Origin of the sequence: Paenibacillus sp. FSL R5-0766 (assembly GCF_037971845.1) — a bacterium.
In the GTDB taxonomy this organism is placed as follows: Bacteria; Bacillota; Bacilli; order Paenibacillales; family Paenibacillaceae; genus Paenibacillus.
The window spans coordinates 6,358,894-6,377,087 of the sequence record NZ_CP150227.1 but is presented as its reverse complement, the minus strand read 5'-3'; the positions used below and the strand labels follow the sequence as shown (position 1 = coordinate 6,377,087).

Sequence of the window (18,194 nt, the reverse complement as noted above, 5' to 3'; positions counted from 1 at the left end):
CCAAGAATACGAGGGTATATGTCATATTTTCCGAATATTTATTCAATAAATACAAATGATCGTGCGTTTGTTGTTAGGTGAAATATATGTTAGCTATCTACGAAGAAAACTCACATGGATGTATCTGAGAATCTATCTCATTTTACATTGTGTAACATGAACAGGCCCATACTCAAAACACACTGTATAATGTAATTCCCGCCCAAAGCGATATAGTATTATCTAACAAGCAAAACCTGTTACGTTTGTGTATATAAACCTCCCATTCAGCCTTGGTGTGTAATGAAAATAACTTCCACAAAGGAGAATGCCCATGTCCTCCGCACCCTCAGCTACAGTCCCCGAAGCCTGCCATATTGATGTAGATCATGTGTCCGTTGTTTTTGGCACAGGTACACAACAAGTCACTGCTTTGTCGGATGTTACATTCCAGATCCAGTCCAATGAGTTTGTCTCGCTGCTTGGCCCTTCCGGGTGTGGCAAGTCGACCTTGCTCCGGCTGGTGGGTGATCTACTTCAGCCCACCTCAGGCACCGTTCGCATTGCAGGTCAGGAGCCTGAGCGGGCCCGGCTACAGCGACAGTTCGGCATTGTCTTCCAGACACCCGCCTTGTTCGATTGGCGCACCGTTCGTCACAATGTGGAATTGCCCTTGGAACTGCTGGGTACCCGCCGTAAGGAGTGCCGCCGCATTAGCGGTGAACTGCTTGAAATGGTAGGGCTAACCCGCTTCGCAGACCATTATCCATGGCAGCTCAGCGGCGGGATGCAGCAACGTGTATCCATTGCACGTGCCCTTGCGCTTGATCCGCCATTGCTGCTCATGGATGAACCCTTTTCGGCCCTGGACGAATTCACCAAAGAAAAGCTTCAATTGGAGCTGCTTGAGATCAAGCGCTCAACAGGAAAGACCTTCCTCTTTGTCACACACAGCATCCCTGAAGCCGTATTTCTGTCCGACCGGATCATCGTACTCTCGGCGCATCCGGGGCAAGTGCACTCCATTCATTCGGTTAATCTGCCTTCTGACCGCCATAGTGAACTGAGAGAAACGGAAGCTTTCTACCACATGATCACAACCATTCGTAATTGCTTCTACGAGGAGCGTGATGAATCTCATGTCTCTGCGGTTCTTTAAACCAGGATATCGCTCCTGGGTCGTCATCTGGATTATGGCCATATTGGTGCTGTGGGAAGGAATCGCCTGGATGCTTCAACTGTTCTTGTCACCCCAGCAGGCGGCATCTCGCCTTCCTTATCTGCACGAAGTCCTTGCAGCCCTGTTTCGTTACTCGGGTACGCTCGCAGAGCAGGGGGCTGTCACGTTTGGCAATGCAGCCATTGGTTTCGCAGGGGGAACGCTGCTGGGTCTGGGTCTGGCGCTGCTCATGAGCGCGGCTGTCTGGCTGGAACGCACGTTATCTCCATATGTAGTCTCCTCTCAGATGGTTCCGGTTATTGGTCTAGCACCAATCGTGTACGGCATCATCCACAACGCGGAGTGGGCCCGAATTGTTATGGCGGCGTATGTCACTTTCTTCCCCATCATCATCCATACGTTAAAAGGATTGAAAAGTACAGCACCAGAGCACCTGGAACTGATGCGTTCCTGTGGAGCTTCACTGACTGCACGATATATCAAATGTCTGCTGCCCTCAGCACTGCCGGGACTTTTTTCCGGGTTGAAAATAGCCGCTCCGCTCGCGGTGACTTCCTCCATCGTTGTGGAATTGATGGGCGCTCCCGACGGACTCGGTGTCCTGATGGTCAGTTCGTTATATTACGGTCATGCCCAAGTTGGCATGTTCTGGGCGACCATCATGCTTAGCATTGGCATTGGCCTAATTTCGTATCTGGCCATCAGTCTGGCTGAACGTTGGCTGACCCCTTGGCAGCCTGAATTCAGGGCCAAAGGAGGGGATGCCACATGAGTGAAGGTCAAGTTTTGCAACGGAAGCGTGATGAAGGTGTGGCTATTGCTGCTGTAACTGGCGCGGCTACGCCCCTCACGGGTTCACAGATAACATCTGCTTCAGGATCAGAAATTCACGGACAACAGGGACAAGCCGAAAAGGCCAGATTGGGTACCAGCGTTCGCAGGCGCTCAATTGTACTGAGCATGCTTCCTTGGGGTGCGGGTGTGTTATTTCTCGCCCTCTGGCAGCTCAGGGTGTTTCATTGGATATTTTCGTTGGAAAGCTACCAACTGCCCGTGCCTTCCGCCATTGCGGCATCCATTCAGGAAAATGCCAATATGCTCTTTCGATATGCGATGTACAGCGGAACCGAAATGCTGGGAGGCTTTTTGCTCGGTTCATTGTTGGGTGCTCTGGCGGCAGCGGGTGCATCGTTCTTTCCAACAAGCGGCAGGGCCGCGGTTACGGTTCTGTCTGCACTTAATGCTGTTCCGATCGTGGCCCTTGCCCCGATTATGAACAATTGGTTCGGTGATGGGATTTGGTCTCGTATTGCAGTCGTCACGGTGATTACGATGGCCGCCATGGCCGTCAGCCTGTTCAAAGGGCTGACTTCCATTCAGCCGCAGTACAGTGATCTGCTGAGTGGTCTAGCCGCGAGCAGGATGCAGTTTTTTTGGAAGCTGAGACTGCCTCATGCGCTGCCTTCCCTCTTCGCCGGTCTGAAGATCAATATGTCGACCAGTATTATCGGGGCCATTGTGGGTGAATTTTTCATCGCCTCCCAGGGGCTCGGGTACTTGCTCTCGGATCAGATTCGACTGGCGAACATGCCTTTGGCTTGGTCCTGCATTGTCATCGCAGCCGCGCTCGGCATTGTGTTGTATGAAGCGGTTGTCCTGGCAGAAAAGCGACTCATTCCGTGGAATCGTGCACGCACAGATCAATAACGTACATTAGGACACCAACCATCCATAGATCGTAATACGTGATTGAGGTTGTTCAAAAAGTCCACGGTACTGAAAAGCAGACTTTTTGAACACGGACTGATGCTTGAAAATTCGTATATAAACAGGGGGTTGTTCTGTACATGTACAAAACGTTGAAGCCGGGTTTGCTGGTATTGGTCCTGTTGGTTGTTACAGTGCTGAGCGCATGTTCTACGAAGTCCGAGCCGGCGGCTGAGCCTGTCGCTGCGAGTTCAGGAGGGGCGGGCGAAGCAGATCAACCCTTAACCAAAGTGAAAATTCAACTGAAATGGGTACCGCAGGCGCAATTTGCCGGGATTTATGCAGCGAAGGGGAAAGGTTTTTTTGCAGATGAAGGCATTGATGCCGAGATTATTCCGGGTGGTCCGGATATCGTGATTGAGCAGCAGGTGGTCAATGGCGCGGCCGATGTGGGGATCACGGGAGTGGACAGTCTGCTGGTCAGCCGGGATAACGGTCTGCCGCTCGTCTCGCTCGCGCAGATCTCACAGAAGAGTAGCTATCGTTTGATTGCCAAGAAGTCCCTAGGCATTACCGATCCGGCTCAGATGAAGGGCAAGAAGGTCAGTACCTGGTTTGGCAGTCAGCAGTTTCAGGTGCTCGCGTTTATGGAGAGGAATGGACTCGATCCGAAGAAAGATATTGAACTGGTGAAGCAGGGCTTCACAATGGATCAGTTTTTCAATGACCAGGTGGATGTGGCGACGGCAACAATCTATAACGAATATCACGTGGTGCTGGAAAGTGGAATGAAAGAATCCGATCTGGATGTGTTCAACATTGAAGATGCCGGTGTTGGCATGCTGGAGGACACTCTGATTGCCAAAAAGGATTGGGTAGACAGCAACCGTGAGCTTGCGGTCAAAGTGACCCGTGCCATTTTGAAAGGCTGGAACTACGCCATTGATCAACAGGATGAGACGGTGGATATCGTGATGAGTAATGTGACGGAGGGCAGCACCACCCGCGAGCATCAGGTAACGATGCTGGAAGAGATTGCAAAGCTAATTCGCCCGGAAGGATTTACGGAGCAGCAAGTTGGCAGTTTTGTGGATGAGTCATTTACCCGAACTGCGGATATTGCACTGAACTATGGCTTGATCAAAAAAGCTGCCAACCTGGATGAAGCGCTGGAGAAAAGCATCTATGAAGAAGCTGTGAAATAAGCATGGACGAACATTTACACAAGAACGAAGAGTGCAGAACCAATCTGAAGAAGCGAAGCGTGCGCCTAAAAGCTTTCTGAAAGAAAGCTGCATCGGAAGCATACGCTTATCCCCGGATTTTTCCTTAAGGAAAAAAATGAATCTAGAAAATCTGGGGATAACAGCGATCGGAAGATGGTACTGCAATCGGAGTGGGTGAGTGTAAAGTCTGTAGGTCCAGCTTAAAGAGAGGAGGATGACGAATGAGTTCTGTGGATCAGCAGCCTCAGCCTCTTGGCGGTACGAAGGAAGAATGGCTGGAGAAAGATCGCAAATACGTATGGCATCACATCTCACCTCATAACGATCATCCGATGATTGCGGTAAGTGGAGAGGGCAGCTGGATCACCGATCAGGATGGTACACGTTATCTGGATGCGATGTCTGGACTGTGGTGTGTGAATGTGGGGCATGGCCGGGAGGAGATTGCGAGGAGTGCCTACGAACAGATGAAAGCACTCGCTTATGTACCGATGACGCAGAGTCATGAACCGGCGATTTTGCTGGCGGAGAAGCTGAATGAATGGCTGGAGGGGGAGTATCGAATATTCTTCTCCAACTCAGGTTCAGATGCAAATGAGGTGGCTTTCAAAATAGCCCGTCAGTATCACCATCAGAATGGTGAGCCTACACGGCATAAATTCATCTCCCGTCACCGTGCGTATCACGGCAACTCCATGGGCGCACTGGGCGCCACCGGGCAAGCCGCTCGCAAGATCAAATACGAGCCACTCGGCGTAGGTTTCTCTCATGTTCCGCCACCATATTGTTACCGATGTCCGTTTGGACGAAAAAAGGATGAATGCGGACTCGAATGTGCAACCATCTATGAAGAGGTGATTCGTTGGGAAGGTCCTGAGACGGTTGCCGCAGTAATTATGGAGCCGGTGATTACAGGGGGCGGCATGATTGTCCCACCGCCAGATTACATGCGTACCGTACAAGAGATCTGTCAGCGCTATGGAGTACTGCTCATTGTGGATGAGGTAATCTGTGGTTTTGGCCGCTCTGGGCAGAAGTTTGGTCATCAGAACTATGGCGTACAGCCAGATATCGTGACGATGGCAAAAGGCATGACCAGTGCGTATTCGCCGCTATCGGCAACGGCCGTGCGAGCCGATCTGTATGACACGTTCCGGGAACCCGGCCCGGATACCCATTTTCGCCATGTGAATACCTTTGGCGGGAATCCCGTTTCCTGCCGAGTTGCACTGGCGAATCTGGAGATTCTGGAACGAGAGAATCTGGTCAGCCGCGCGGAGGAACTGGGATACCTGCTTCGTGAGAAGCTGGAACCTTTGCTGGAGCTGTCCATTGTGGGGGATATCCGTTCATTCGGATTCGCCTGTGGGGTGGAGTTGATTGAAGCTGATGGTTCTCCTGCGGAGGCGGACAAAGTGATGAAGGTGCTCGCCAGTTGTAAAAGGGACGGCATTCTGATTGGCAAGAATGGCGATACCGTGCCGGGGTTTGCAAACATTCTGACGATCTCCCCACCATTTGTCACCACCGAGGAGGAGCTGGATCTGATCGCTGGAAGTTTGCTCGTTGTGCTACGTAGTCTGGACGCAGGTTAGTTGCCATAGATGGATAACACACAGGTACGACAGACGTTTACGGTTTAGCAAGCGAGATGGAGATTTTCATATCATTACGCGATAAATAAGCGCAAGGAGGCGAGGAAGGGTGCAGACCACAAGAGGCAAAGTCATTAATCAGCATCGGCTGAATGAGCGAATTGAGCAGTTGTCACAGATTGGCCGAATCGCGGAGACGGGTGTCTGCCGACTTGCCCTGACCCCGGAAGATATGGATGGCATCATTCAGGTTCGTCTCTGGATGGAAAAGGCCGGTCTGACGACTAGACTTGATGCCTTCGGCAATCTGATTGGTCGTCTCGAAGGTGCGGATCAGGCGCTGCCGATCCTCATGATTGGTTCCCATATTGACTCTCAGCCCTACGGCGGTCGATATGATGGAGCGATCGGTGTGCTCGGCGCACTCGAAGCCGTGCAATGCCTGATCGAAAATGGCATTCAGCCTCTTATGCCGATTGAGGTGATTGCCTTTTGCGATGAAGAGGGTTCCCGTTTTAACAAAGGGTTGTTCGGCTCGCGTGGCATAACCGGTCAGTTGGAAGAAGGCGAACTGGAGCGGCAGGATAAAAACGGAGTGACCCGCCGGGAGGCGCTGGAAGCCTTCGGCTGTTCTCCTTCGGATTTTGAAGAAGCGATCTATCCGCCAGGTTCCATTGGCAGTTATCTGGAGCTGCACATTGAGCAGGGGCCGGTGCTGGAAGCGTTGAATGCACCAGTAGGTCTGGTGACGGGCATCTCGGGCCCGTTGTGGCTTACGGTGACGATGAAAGGCATGGCGGGTCATGCGGGCTCCGTTCCGATGGGGATGCGGCATGATGCTTTGGTAGGCAGCGCCAAAGTCATTGCGGCTTTTGACGATATGGTGAGAGAAGACCCGGGAGCACCAACCGTAGGTACGGTGGGAAGTTTGAGGGTGTTTCCAGACTCACGGAACATCATTCCGGAGGAAGTCAGCTTCACGGTGGATTTGCGAGACATGGAGATGGAGCGCAGGAACCGGCTTGAAGCCCGATTGATGAACATTTTGGATGACGTGAGCTTCCGATATGGTCTAACCTACTCGCTGACAGAGGATACGAATAGTGAGCCGCGGTATTGTGCAGAGCCAATCATGTCGGTTATTCGTTCATCCGCGGAAGAGATCGGGGTTACTTTGCCAGAACTGATGAGTGGTCCGTTCCATGATGCGTTGGCCCTTTCGCTTGTGTGTGATTATGGCATGATCTTTGTCCGCAGCAAAGACGGCATCAGTCATCATCCCAGCGAATATTCCTCCCCGGAGGATATTGGACTGGGCACGGAAGTGTTATATCGCACCATTCGGAGGATGTGCAGTGGCGTGAACCAACCAATCATTTTACCCGAGGAGGCGTTGTGACGTTATGAGCAAAATCAGCATCGGATTAATCCAGGCTTCTCATGAAATTGAAGGTTCGGCTCCCGTTGAGGTGCATAAGGAGGCCGCGGTTCAGAAACACATTGTGCTGGTCCGTGAAGCTGCTGCAAGAGGGGCGAAGATCATCGGGTTGCAGGAAGTATTCTATGGACCGTACTTTTGTACAGAGCAAAGTCCCAAATGGTATGCATCCGCTGAACCTGTGCCGGAAGGACCAACGACCAGACGTTTTCAGGAGCTGGCGAAGGAGCTCGCGGTGGTGATTGTTTTACCTGTGTACGAGGTGGAGGGCATTGCTTCGTATTACAATACGGCAGCTGTCATTGATGCAGATGGTACGTATCTGGGCAAATATCGCAAACATCATATCCCGCATGTGGAAGCAGGTGAGGGTACAAATGGGTTCTGGGAAAAGTATTATTTCAAACCAGGTAACCTCGGGTTTCCGGTTTTTGATACGGCCTACGCCAGAGTTGGTGTGTACATCTGTTATGATCGTCATTTTCCGGAAGGTGCACGATTGCTTGGACTGGCGGGGGCTGAAATAGTGTTCAATCCGTCCGCTACGGTTGCGGGTACATCGGAATATCTGTGGAAACTGGAACAGCCTGCTCACGCGGTAGCTAACGGCTATTATGTAGCGGCCATCAACCGGGTTGGCGTGGAAGCGCCATGGAATATGGGTGAATTTTATGGACAGTCGTACCTGGTCGACCCGCGAGGCAGAATGGTAGCGATCGGCAGCAGGGATCAGGATGAGGTCGTTATTGGCGAGATGGATACGGAGATGATTCGTGAGGTGCGTAATGTGTGGCAATTCTACCGGGATCGCAGGCCGGAAACGTACGAACATCTGGTTAGTCTGTAGGAAGCAGCAACGAGTGATCGGTAAGTGATTCTGTCAGCGGGGTGGCATGTGTAATGCACGTAAGATTGTTTTAGATAGCGTAGATCATTCTCCAGGAGGTGCATGACATTGATGAACAGCTCAGGAACAACGTTATCCGATTATGGGTGGGAGAGTCGTTTTGCCGAGATGAAACCCGCTATGACAGGAAAGGAAGCGATGGAGGAGTCAAACCGCTGTCTGTACTGTTACGATGCACCTTGTATCAAGGCCTGTCCAACTGATATCAACATCCCTTCGTTTATTAGCAAAATATCAACAGGGCACCTGAAAGGTTCGGCCCGCACCATCATGGATGCAAATCCGGTTGGAGCCAGCTGCGCACGCGTCTGTCCCACAGAGGAATTGTGTGAAGGCGCATGTGTGCTAAATGAATCGTCAAAGCCGATTCGAATTGGTGACTTGCAGCGTTACGCCACTGACTGGGCACGAGCCAAGAATGAGCCGTTATTCCAGGCAGCGCCCACCAATGGGAGAAATGTTGCTGTTGTAGGAGCCGGGCCAGCGGGATTATCGGCGGCTCGTGAACTGGGGCGCGCAGGTTATGAGGTGACGATCTATGAAGCCAAACCCAAAGGCGGCGGGCTGAATACGTACGGCATCGTATCTTTCCGTTTGCCCGAATCGGTTGCGCTATGGGAAGTGGAGCAGGTAGAAGTGCTTGGTGTGCAGATTCGTTATGGTGTGCGCATCGGTGTGGATATTCCTGTTACGCAGTTGCTGGAGCAGCATGAAGCGGTCATTCTAGCCTGTGGCATGGGTTCAGTACCTATGCTGGGCATTGAAGGGGAGACATTGGAAGGTGTCTATGATGCGATTGAACTGGTGGAGTCTACGAAGCAGGGTGTTCCACCCGCGCTGAATGGTCTGAAGGTCGCCGTTATTGGCGCGGGCAATACGGCGGTAGATGCAGCAACCTGTTCGGTACGTCTTGGTGCCGAGCGGGTGCAGATGTTATATCGGCGCGGGGAAAGCCAGATGACGGCGTATGCGTTTGAATATACGTTTGCCAAGCAGGAGGGTGTGGAGTTCCGCTGGTTTACGATGCCGCAGCGTATTATTGGAGACGAGAACGGTCGGGTTCAAGCTGTGGAATGTGTGAAAATGGAGCTGATTACCCCGCCTGGCGGTGGGCGTGCGTTGCCTGTGCCTGTAGAAGGATCGGAGTTCATGATTGAATGTGATACGGTCATCCGGGCGATTGGGCAGCATCGTTTATTACCATTAATTGAAGCGTTCGGGCTGCGTCACCAATGGGGCGTCGTTGAGATCGAACCGCATACGTACCGTACCTCGCATCCTCAGATCTATGCGGCAGGAGATGTTATTTTTGGTCAGGGCCAGGGTGAAGCGATGGTTGTCTCGGCTGCACAGCAGGGTAAGCTGGCTGCTGCCGCAGTCATGAAGGCATTGCCTGGACAGGTGGAAGAGACGGCATGAGCAGTTCATCGAATCCTCGTTCCCCTGACGCGCTAAAGAACCCTACACAACTTATAGTGGGAATTTATGGAGGGTTGAAAAATCTAATGAATCTCACACGTCTTATTTTGATAAAAATCGTTGAAATGAAGCCGAAATGAGCTATTACAGCAATATAAGCTTTCTACGATTCGTTAGATTTTGAAAGTGCCGCAAATGAGTCGAATAAGAGCTCTACGGTTCGTTAGAATTTAGGTGCGTACTATCCAGAAACCCCATTACTACGCAGAGATCCTAAACACGACCAAATATCCAGTACAACGATAAAAATTGAACTAAACATTTACACAAAACGGAGAGGACAGAAAGAACCTGAAGAAACGGAGTGTTCGCCTTTATCCCCGGATTTTCCCTTTATAAAAGGAATCAAAAAAATCTGGGGATAACAGCGATCGGAAGGTTGTTCTGTCATCGGAGTGTCCAGTGTAACCAGTGAGTTCAAACAACACCAAGGAGGGATCGTTATGGCTGACTTATCCATTAATCTGGCAGGTATTCGATCACCCAATCCATTCTGGCTGGCCTCTGCACCACCGACCAATACGGGATATCAGGTCCAGCGTGCGTTCGAGGCGGGCTGGGGTGGCGCGGTGTGGAAGACGCTGGGTGAACCAATTATCAATACATCCTCGCGTTTCGCGGCGGTTCATTTTGGTGGGCAGCGGGTGGCAGGGTTTAACAATATCGAATTGATATCCGATCGTCCGCTGGAAGTGAATCTGCGGGAGATTGCCGAGACCAAGAAACGCTTCCCGGATCGTGCGGTTGTCGCTTCACTGATGGTGGAACCTACGCGGGAGAAGTGGCATGAGATTGTGAAAAAGGTGGAGGCTGTCGGTGTCGACGGCCTGGAGCTGAACTTTGGTTGCCCGCATGGCATGGCCGAACGTGGTATGGGAGCCGCCTCTGGTCAGCAACCTGACCTGGTCGAACTACAGACGATGTGGGTGAAGGAAGTGGCGACCACACCGGTGATTGTGAAGCTCACGCCGAATATCACGGATATTACGGCGACAGCCCGGGCAGCTGTACGAGGTGGCGCGGATGCGATCTCCCTGATCAATACAATTAACTCCCTGGCAGGTGTGGATCTGGATTCGTGGAATACCGTGCCCCATGTGGGCGGCAAAGGAGCGCATGGCGGATACTGTGGCCCAGCCGTGAAGCCAATTGCACTGAATATGGTTGCTGAGTGTGCGCGTAATCCTGAAGTTGGTGTGCCGATCTCGGGTATTGGTGGAATCTCGGACTGGCGGGATACCGCAGAGTTTCTGCTCATGGGCGCTACAGGGGTTCAGGTATGTACCGCAGCGATGCATCATGGATTCCGCATTGTGGAGGACATGATTGATGGGCTGAACGATTATTTGGATGAAAAGGGTCTAAGCAGTGTAGCAGAACTGGTAGGTCAGACGGTTCCGCGTTACTCCGATTGGGGCAATCTCGATCTGAACTACAAAGTCGTCGCCCGCATCAACCGCGATGTCTGCATCAACTGCAACAAATGCCATATTGCTTGTGAGGACACCTCGCATCAATGTATTGATATGTTGACCGACCCGTCCGGCTCCTATCTGGAAGTGGTGGAAGATGACTGTGTTGGCTGTAATCTGTGTTCGATCGTTTGCCCGGTGGATGGGGCGATTGAGATGGTTGAACTTGTACCTGAGCAGGAACCTGTAACCTGGAATGAAAGGCAGTCTGCGATTGCGATGTTGCAATCCGTTAGAGATCAATCAACCAAGGAGGCGATATCATGAGTACCCGCAAATTGATTCGTAACGGTGTGTTGGTCACGGCGTCGGATACCTTTGAAGCAGATATTTTGATCGAAAAGGGTAAAATCACACAGATTGGCATCGGACTGATGCCTGACGAACGAACGGAGGTTGTGGATGCAGCGGGTTGTTACGTCATTCCGGGCGGGATCGACCCGCATACGCATCTGGATATGCCCTTCGGTGGAACGGTAACGGCGGATGATTTTGCGACGGGAACGACAGCGGCAGCCTTTGGTGGTACAACAACGATCATTGATTTCTGTCTGACACAAAAAGGCCGTCCATTAATCGAATCTCTCCAGGAGTGGCATGCCAAAGCCGAGGGTAAAGCTGCCATCGACTACGGTTTCCATCTCATGATCGGCGAGATGAATGATCAGGTGCTGGAAGAGCTGCCGCAGATCATTGAAGAAGAGGGTGTGTCATCCTTCAAGGTGTTCATGGCGTATAAAAACCAGTTTCAGGCCGATGACGGGATTCTCTTCCAGACGTTGCAAAAGGCAAAAGAGTACGGCGCACTCGTCATGGTTCATGCCGAGAACGGGGATGTCATTGACCTGCTGGTTCGACAGGCGCTCGCCGAAGGGCGCACGGAGCCGATTCATCATGCGCTGACTCGTCCATCCATGCTGGAGGGAGAAGCAACAGGGCGTGCGGCGCGTCTGGCTGCACTTGCGGATTCACAGCTGTATGTGGTGCACGTGACCTGTGCGGAAGCAGTGGAGCAAATTGCGCGTATGCGTGAAATGGGCTACCGGATCTGGGGGGAGACCTGTCCTCAGTATTTGATACTGGATCAATCGATCATGGATCAGCCGGACTTTGAGGGTGCAAAGTATGTTTGGTCACCTCCGCTGCGGGAAGTAGCGCATCAGGAAGTGTTGTGGAATGCATTGAAAAGTGGTCAGTTGCAGACGATTGGCTCCGATCATTGCTCGTTTAATTTCAAGGGGCAGAAGGACTTGGGCAAGGATGATTTTAGCAAAATTCCTAACGGGGGGCCTGTCATCGAAGATCGTCTCAGCATTCTGTATTCCGAAGGTGTAGTCAAAGGAAGGATCACACTGAATCAGTGGGTTGATCTATGTTCGACAAGAGCGAGCAAGTTATTTGGACTATTTCCGCAGAAAGGGACTCTCGCTGTCGGGACAGACGCGGATATCGTTATTTTTGACCCCTCTGTAAACAGGGTGATCTCGGCAGATACGCATCATATGAACGTGGATTACAGTGCATTTGAAGGTATGCAGGTACAGGGATGTCCGGTGACGGTGTTGTGCCGCGGGGAGTATGTCATTCGAGATCGGCAGTATACCGGAACAGCAGGGGCAGGCCAATATGTGAAGCGCAACAAGTATGATGCAGGCGCGCCCATACCGATGAAACATCCTGTGACGGCAGTGAATGGGGGGAGAAGCTGATGTCGGATCATGATGTGTTTGATGCCGAGAGGAACGCCATAGAGCGAATGGTTGCACAGGGTTATCGGATCTATGCGGTACGGGAACATCTGGAGGGTGCTCACGTCATATGGGGGCACCCGGATCTTCCCGAAGAGAAACAAGAGCAATACGTAGGCACGGCGTCTGGACGGAAGTGGTTCAGTCACATCCTGATTCGCCAGCTTCAGGAGCAGCGGGGAGCTTAGACGATGCCCAGCTCTTCACGCGATCGGGCCGTGTACGTACTCATAGGCGTAGATGGCAAGTTCGATCGCAACCCTTTTCTCGGGGAGGATATAATCTTCTCCCAAAAGGGCTTCGATTTTGTCCAAACGGTGATACAGTGTCTGTCTGACGATATATAGAGCGGTGGCCGTCTCTTGCTTGGAGCAGCACAGGATCAAATATTGCTTGAGCGTGCGCAGCAGCTGACCTCCTTTCTCTACATCGTAACGAATGAGCGGCCCCAAATATTCTTCGATGAAATCATCCAGATTGCCACTCTGCTTCATACTGGCGATGATGCGGTAACAATGAAGATTACTGTAAAAGGGCTGCTGCATCACACCGATGTCCTTCTGAATTCGCAGTGTCTCCTTTGCTGATTCCAGGCTGTCCTTGAGACGGGAGAGGTCTGTGCAGTTATGACCGATACCGAATAGGCCTGAGAAGAGGCAGTGGTTCTGTTCCTGCTCGTGCTGCTGCAGCTGTTCGATGCAGCGCCAGAGACTGCTTTTGCGCTGAGATCCAGGTAGTGGGTCGAGAATGATAAGAATGATCTGGTGGTTTAGAACGGTGCTGTAGAGGGTGAAATTCTCCCGAGCGAACACGGAACGGGCAACGATGTTGCGTTGGATCAATAATTTCTGAATTTTGAGGCTGTCTGTGTACGCGGGGTTGCTGTCGAATAAGATTATGGTAGCTTTACTCGTTGCGAGAAGGGGATTAACGGTAGATACATATTCATGGATTTCTTTTGTGGAGTGATGTCCGTTAAGCCAGTCAATGACCCACATATCTTCTTTGTAGCGACGTTTCTCTTCCATGTATTTGGTTCGCATCCAGTCCTGGGCAATTGCGGCCGCGCAACGTTCCAGTGCCTGAAAGACGAATTCATCCGAAGGTTTGATTGGTATATTATTTGAATCGTGATCCTGCAGTTTTTGGTGCATCAGCACAAGGTCAGCAAAGGTGTAGTCTAACGCCTGAACAGGCATGCTGATCACATCCAATGTGTTATCTGACAGTTGCATTAAATTCGGAATATCCTCCCCCGCCAAATGTTCCCGCTGCAAAAACCAATCCTGCCGACGAGTCTCCAGCTGCTCTGGAGAGCAATAGGGAACGCTACTCGCTTCCCCCTCAAGTGGATATAACGCCACGGCACATCCGGTTGTTCGTGACAATAATCGAAGCAGGGGTTGTACCCCGTCTCCATTCAGAAGAAGTTGGTTAAACGAGGTGGTGAGACTGTCGAGTTCGGCAATCATCCGCTGATGACTGCGAATCAGGGTGAAATGCAGGTCTTGCGTAATATCAATATAACGGACTTGTTCGTGGAACCAGATCAACGGGAAATCCGCTGCCACTGCAATTTCCTTCATAGCACCGAGCTGCGACTTGGTGTGATCCCCCAGTTCCATACAGAGTCCGGCAGCCCCACGAGCAATTAACTGACGCAAAAAAGACAGGCCTTGCTGCTCACCTTCCTGCCAGCCAATGCCTGTCGTAAGCACCAATTCCCCGCCATTGAGCAAGTCCCCTACTTCTGGAACCTCCATGATATGAACCCAGCGAACATACCGCTCTAGCGCACGATCACTGGCCAGAACTTCCGCCTTGCGAAATACGGGACGTTTTAACATGTCTCTGACTTGAATATGAAGCATTGTCTCCCCCACACAACCACCATCCTTCCCCAATAACATGTGATCTATCTGGAGTCTGGAATCCGTCAACTTGCATAATTAATCCATATTATAAGTCCATTTACAGCCTATGAGCTGAAATCTAACGTTCATTTGTTTCAAATGACAAATGAGTCTGTGCTTTTTGTGATTTTGATTAAAATGAAGCATTTCTATGTCAGTTTATGTATTGTGTGAATTTACATGAAAAAAAAAGCCCCTTAACATCACATCGGAATTCAATCATTCCAATATGCGCTAAGGGGCGAGAAGCTAAATATTATAGTCTGTATTTAAGTTGTACTCAACCCATTACATGAGCACGACTCTCTATTTCTTAATCTTCGATTCTTTTCTTTTTAAATTTCATCAGGAACTCATACACAATCGGTACGATAACCAGTGTGAGCAGCGTGGAGCTGATCAGACCACCGATTACGGTGATTCCGAGTCCTTTGGAGATGATACCCGCACTCTCTTCGAGACCCGTTACCAGTGGCAACAGGGCACCAATGGTTGCGAGAGCGGTCATCAGAATTGGACGCAGACGTGTTGCACCGGCTTCCAGCAAGGCTTCACGGGTAGACATACCCTCTTTTTCCTTGTGAATAACACGGTCGATCAACACGATGGCGTTGGTGACCACGATCCCGATGAGCATCAGTCCACCCATCATGGCTGAGACGTCAAGCGTACCACCAGCGATGAACAGACCTACCATAATACCAATAACCGTAAATGGCAGGGAGAACAGGATTGCGAATGGTGCCAATCCGCCGCCGAATGTAACAACGAGCACGAAGTATACAATGGCGATGGCCGCCAGCATGGCGAGACCCAGTTGAGTAAAGGTATCATTAATCTGTTCGGTTGTACCTCCGAACTTCACTTCAACGCCATCAGGCAGATCCAGCTTGTCGATCTCAGCCTGTAGGTTACTCGAAGCTTTCGTTACATCCGAAGCCAGGATGTTGGCTGTGACTTGTACAACAACTTTACCATCAATTTGCATGATGGAGTTCGGGGACGTACCTTCTTCTACTTTGGCAACATCTTTGATTGGTACTTCGATGCCAAGAGGTGAAGTGACGGTTTCATCCTCAATTTCTTTAATACTGCTGAATGTTTTGTTGTCTGTCTCTACATATACTTTGTACGTTTTGTTATCGATATCGACTTCCGTAAGCACAGGACGTTCCCGTGCCGGGCTCAGCGTCATTGCCAGTTGGCCTGCAGTCAGGCCCAGGGAACTCAATTTCTCCTGATCCGCCACGAGCGTATACTGCCCGTAGGTGTCAGCGAGTGTAGTGTCTGCTTTTTCAAAATTATCCTTATCCGCTTCAACCAGTTTCAGAATTTCGTCCGACACAGGTTTGAGTTGCTCTACATTATCGCCATAGATGGAGAGACTCAGGCCGCTACCACCCAGACCGCCGGACATGTCGAGCTCATTCCAGGTACCTACGGTAACTTCTTTCTTCAGACCTTCTACAAGCTGTTCCTTCACTTGAGTAAAGTCTTTCGTGTCTTCGTTATATTCAATATAGAATAGAGCCGAGTTGGAACCACCGCCACCCATGCTGCTCAGTGGGTTACTTCCGCCGATGGAATATTGCATTTTCTCCAGACCCGGTTGTTCCAGCAACCACTTCTCGGCAACGAGTGCTTCTTTTTCTACACCTTCACGTAAAGCTCCAGTTTGTGGGCTGTACGTAATAGTCACATATTTATCCTGTTGTTCTGGCAAGAAGCTTGCACCGATGAACGGGTACAGGAACAAACTGCCGACCAGCAAGATCACTGCAATACTGACCGTGATGAGTTTGTGTGAAAGGGTCCAGTTCAGCAGACGTTTGTAACCTTCCGCCATTTTGCCCGGTTTTTCTTCGTGATTCTGTTTGTTCTTCAACCCTCCACGGAACAGGGTGTGCGCAAGCATCGGCACAATGGTAATGGCAACGATCAGGGATGCCAGCAAAGCGAATACCATGGTCAGTGCAAATGGCGTGAATAACTCACCGACCATACCGCTTACCAACGCCAGTGGCAGGAATACCGCAATAGTTACGATCGTGGAAGAAAGGATTGGCACAAACATCTCGCGAGTTGCTTCGCGGACTAGTTCACGGCCTTTTAATCTCTCACCTTTGAGCGTTAATCTGCGGTAGATGTTCTCGATAACAACGATGGAGTCATCGACAACCCGTCCGATGGCAACCGTCATGGCACCCAGCGTCATCATGTTCAAAGTAATATCCATCATGTTGAGCGCAGTCAATGCCATGAGCAAGGAGAGCGGGATCGATATAATGGAGATAATGGTTGAACGAATATTACGCAGGAATAGCAGGATGATCAGGATGGCAAACAAGGCACCAAAAACGGCTTTACCCAGCATCGTGTTCACCGAGTCCTGAATCGGTTTACCTTGGTCAAGCAGGACAGTCAAATCAGCATTTTTGAACTGCGATTGCAACTCTTCCGCTTTATCTTTGACTGCGTTAACGACATCAACCGTGTTGGCATCGTTGGATTTTACAATGGAAATACCAATCGATTCCTTGCCGTCAGTCCGGGAAATGGATTCCGCTTGACCGATGACTTCGATCTTGGCAATTTCACTTAATTTCACTGTCGGGATACCAGCTGCGTTGGCAGCACCTGAAGGGCTACCCACACTGGCATTACCACCAGCAGCTTGGCCTGCAGCCTGGTCTGTTCCTTGTGCAGAGCCAGGAGCTGTACCTTGACCAGCTTCACCAGTTGGCGCTCCAGAGCCTTGTGGCGCTCCGCCTGAACCATTGCCTGCGGAAGCTCCGGCACCGCCGGGTACAACTGGAATGGCAAGGTTTTTCAGATCATCGATGTCGATGATGTTTCCATCTACGACAACGGCTTTCTGGGATTTATCCAGTTCAAACAGTCCAAGGGGCACACGAATGGATGAACCTTGAACGATGCCGTTTACCGTATCTTCGGTCAGGCCCAGCTCGGCCATTTTGGCTTGGTCAAACTTCAATTGAACTTCTTTCACATATTGACCGGACACCTGGACCTGAGCTACACCGTCAATATCTTCGAGTGCAGGCTGAATATCCGATTCAACCAGTCGTGTCAATTGTTCCAGGTCACCGCCGTCCTTGTCGGACAGGCTTAGAGATACAACCGGGAAAGAGTTAATGCTGAACTTGGAAATGGTCGGCTTCTGCACGCTGTCAGGCAGTTGTACTTCATTCAGTGCCTCACGAACGGTTGCAGTTGCGTTGGTTAGATCTGTTCCATAATCAAATTCGAGTGTGATCGATGCTGCGTTCTCCATGGAAGTGGAGGTCACTGTCTTCACGCCATCTACATTGCGTAGTTTTACTTCCAGCGGCTTCGTGACATCTTCAACAATTCCCTCCGGTGCAGCCCCCGGATCAATGGCAGTGACATTCAGAAACGGTACGTTGATGTTCGGGATTGTCTCTTGTTTCATCGTCAATCCGCTGTACAAACCTGCGAAAGAGATGATAATCGTCAGAATCCAAATCGCAAACTTGTTGTTCAGTGAAAAATTAATTATACCTTTCAT

13 protein-coding genes are annotated in these 18,194 nt (G+C 50.8%); 11 read left to right on the top strand and 2 right to left on the bottom strand.

Annotated elements, in window-relative coordinates; translation table 11 throughout:
- The first annotated feature begins 313 nt into the window (after positions 1 to 313).
- The 11 genes from MKY66_RS27600 (at position 314) to MKY66_RS27550 (ending at position 12,919) form a co-directional block, all read left to right on the top strand.
- Positions 314 to 1,138 carry an ABC transporter ATP-binding protein gene (locus MKY66_RS27600; protein WP_076209759.1) on the top strand — a complete coding sequence of 275 codons (825 nt, stop codon included), beginning with the start codon at positions 314 to 316 and terminating at the stop codon, positions 1,136 to 1,138.
- Positions 1,119 to 1,931 carry an ABC transporter permease subunit gene (locus tag MKY66_RS27595; RefSeq protein ID WP_076209760.1) on the top strand — a complete coding sequence of 271 codons (813 nt, stop codon included), beginning with the start codon at positions 1,119 to 1,121 and terminating at the stop codon, positions 1,929 to 1,931. Before MKY66_RS27600 ends, MKY66_RS27595 begins: the two co-directional genes overlap by 20 nt.
- Positions 1,928 to 2,866 (top strand): ABC transporter permease, encoded by a 939-nt coding sequence (locus tag MKY66_RS27590; protein ID WP_083656967.1) that lies wholly within the window; start codon positions 1,928 to 1,930, stop codon positions 2,864 to 2,866. Before MKY66_RS27595 ends, MKY66_RS27590 begins: the two co-directional genes overlap by 4 nt.
- Positions 2,867 to 3,006: 140 nt before the next feature.
- Positions 3,007 to 4,071, top strand: a complete 1,065-nt coding sequence (locus tag MKY66_RS27585; protein ID WP_076209761.1) for an ABC transporter substrate-binding protein — start codon at positions 3,007 to 3,009, stop codon at positions 4,069 to 4,071.
- 242 nt (positions 4,072 to 4,313) lie between these two features.
- Positions 4,314 to 5,687 (top strand): aspartate aminotransferase family protein, encoded by a 1,374-nt coding sequence (locus MKY66_RS27580; protein WP_076209762.1) that lies wholly within the window; start codon positions 4,314 to 4,316, stop codon positions 5,685 to 5,687.
- 109 nt (positions 5,688 to 5,796) lie between these two features.
- Positions 5,797 to 7,086 carry a M20 family metallo-hydrolase gene (locus tag MKY66_RS27575; RefSeq protein WP_076209763.1) on the top strand — a complete coding sequence of 430 codons (1,290 nt, stop codon included), beginning with the start codon at positions 5,797 to 5,799 and terminating at the stop codon, positions 7,084 to 7,086.
- Positions 7,087 to 7,090: 4 nt separating this feature from the next.
- Complete coding sequence (locus MKY66_RS27570) at positions 7,091 to 7,972, top strand: nitrilase-related carbon-nitrogen hydrolase (protein WP_076209764.1); 882 nt, start codon at positions 7,091 to 7,093, stop codon at positions 7,970 to 7,972.
- Positions 7,973 to 8,083: 111 nt separating this feature from the next.
- Positions 8,084 to 9,451, top strand: coding sequence for an NAD(P)-dependent oxidoreductase (locus MKY66_RS27565; protein WP_076209765.1), 1,368 nt, complete (start codon positions 8,084 to 8,086; stop codon positions 9,449 to 9,451).
- 503 nt (positions 9,452 to 9,954) lie between these two features.
- Positions 9,955 to 11,250, top strand: a complete 1,296-nt coding sequence (gene preA / locus MKY66_RS27560) for an NAD-dependent dihydropyrimidine dehydrogenase subunit PreA (RefSeq protein WP_076209766.1) — start codon at positions 9,955 to 9,957, stop codon at positions 11,248 to 11,250.
- Positions 11,247 to 12,692 (top strand): dihydropyrimidinase, encoded by a 1,446-nt coding sequence (gene hydA / locus MKY66_RS27555; RefSeq protein ID WP_076209767.1) that lies wholly within the window; start codon positions 11,247 to 11,249, stop codon positions 12,690 to 12,692. The genes preA and hydA overlap by 4 nt, the downstream gene beginning before the upstream one ends.
- On the top strand, positions 12,692 to 12,919 hold the full coding sequence (locus tag MKY66_RS27550) for a hypothetical protein (protein WP_076209768.1): 228 nt from the start codon (positions 12,692 to 12,694) through the stop codon (positions 12,917 to 12,919). The genes hydA and MKY66_RS27550 overlap by 1 nt, the downstream gene beginning before the upstream one ends.
- Positions 12,920 to 12,934: 15 nt before the next feature.
- On the opposite strand, the gene MKY66_RS27545 is transcribed toward MKY66_RS27550, so the two are convergent.
- Both MKY66_RS27545 and MKY66_RS27540 read right to left on the bottom strand, forming a co-directional pair.
- Positions 12,935 to 14,602 (bottom strand): PucR family transcriptional regulator ligand-binding domain-containing protein, encoded by a 1,668-nt coding sequence (locus MKY66_RS27545; RefSeq protein ID WP_339806450.1) that lies wholly within the window; start codon positions 14,600 to 14,602, stop codon positions 12,935 to 12,937.
- A 355-nt stretch (positions 14,603 to 14,957) separates the two neighbouring features.
- A complete protein-coding gene (locus MKY66_RS27540; RefSeq protein ID WP_076209769.1) occupies positions 14,958 to 18,194 on the bottom strand; it encodes an efflux RND transporter permease subunit in 3,237 nt (1,078 codons plus the stop codon).

Excerpts from the sequence above, each read along its gene's own strand:
- MKY66_RS27600 (WP_076209759.1), top strand. The coding sequence starts at position 314 with ATGTCCTCCGCACCCTCAGCTACAGTCCCCGAAGCCTGCCATATTGAT.
- MKY66_RS27570 (WP_076209764.1), top strand. The coding sequence starts at position 7,091 with ATGAGCAAAATCAGCATCGGATTAATCCAGGCTTCTCATGAAATTGAA.
- hydA (WP_076209767.1), top strand. The coding sequence starts at position 11,247 with ATGAGTACCCGCAAATTGATTCGTAACGGTGTGTTGGTCACGGCGTCG.
- MKY66_RS27565 (WP_076209765.1), top strand. The coding sequence starts at position 8,084 with ATGAACAGCTCAGGAACAACGTTATCCGATTATGGGTGGGAGAGTCGT.
- MKY66_RS27540 (WP_076209769.1), bottom strand. The coding sequence starts at position 18,194 with ATGAAAGGTATAATTAATTTTTCACTGAACAACAAGTTTGCGATTTGG.
- MKY66_RS27545 (WP_339806450.1), bottom strand. The coding sequence starts at position 14,602 with ATGCTTCATATTCAAGTCAGAGACATGTTAAAACGTCCCGTATTTCGC.
- MKY66_RS27595 (WP_076209760.1), top strand. The coding sequence starts at position 1,119 with ATGTCTCTGCGGTTCTTTAAACCAGGATATCGCTCCTGGGTCGTCATC.
- MKY66_RS27580 (WP_076209762.1), top strand. The coding sequence starts at position 4,314 with ATGAGTTCTGTGGATCAGCAGCCTCAGCCTCTTGGCGGTACGAAGGAA.
- preA (WP_076209766.1), top strand. The coding sequence starts at position 9,955 with ATGGCTGACTTATCCATTAATCTGGCAGGTATTCGATCACCCAATCCA.
- MKY66_RS27590 (WP_083656967.1), top strand. The coding sequence starts at position 1,928 with ATGAGTGAAGGTCAAGTTTTGCAACGGAAGCGTGATGAAGGTGTGGCT.
- MKY66_RS27550 (WP_076209768.1), top strand. The coding sequence starts at position 12,692 with ATGTCGGATCATGATGTGTTTGATGCCGAGAGGAACGCCATAGAGCGA.
- MKY66_RS27585 (WP_076209761.1), top strand. The coding sequence starts at position 3,007 with ATGTACAAAACGTTGAAGCCGGGTTTGCTGGTATTGGTCCTGTTGGTT.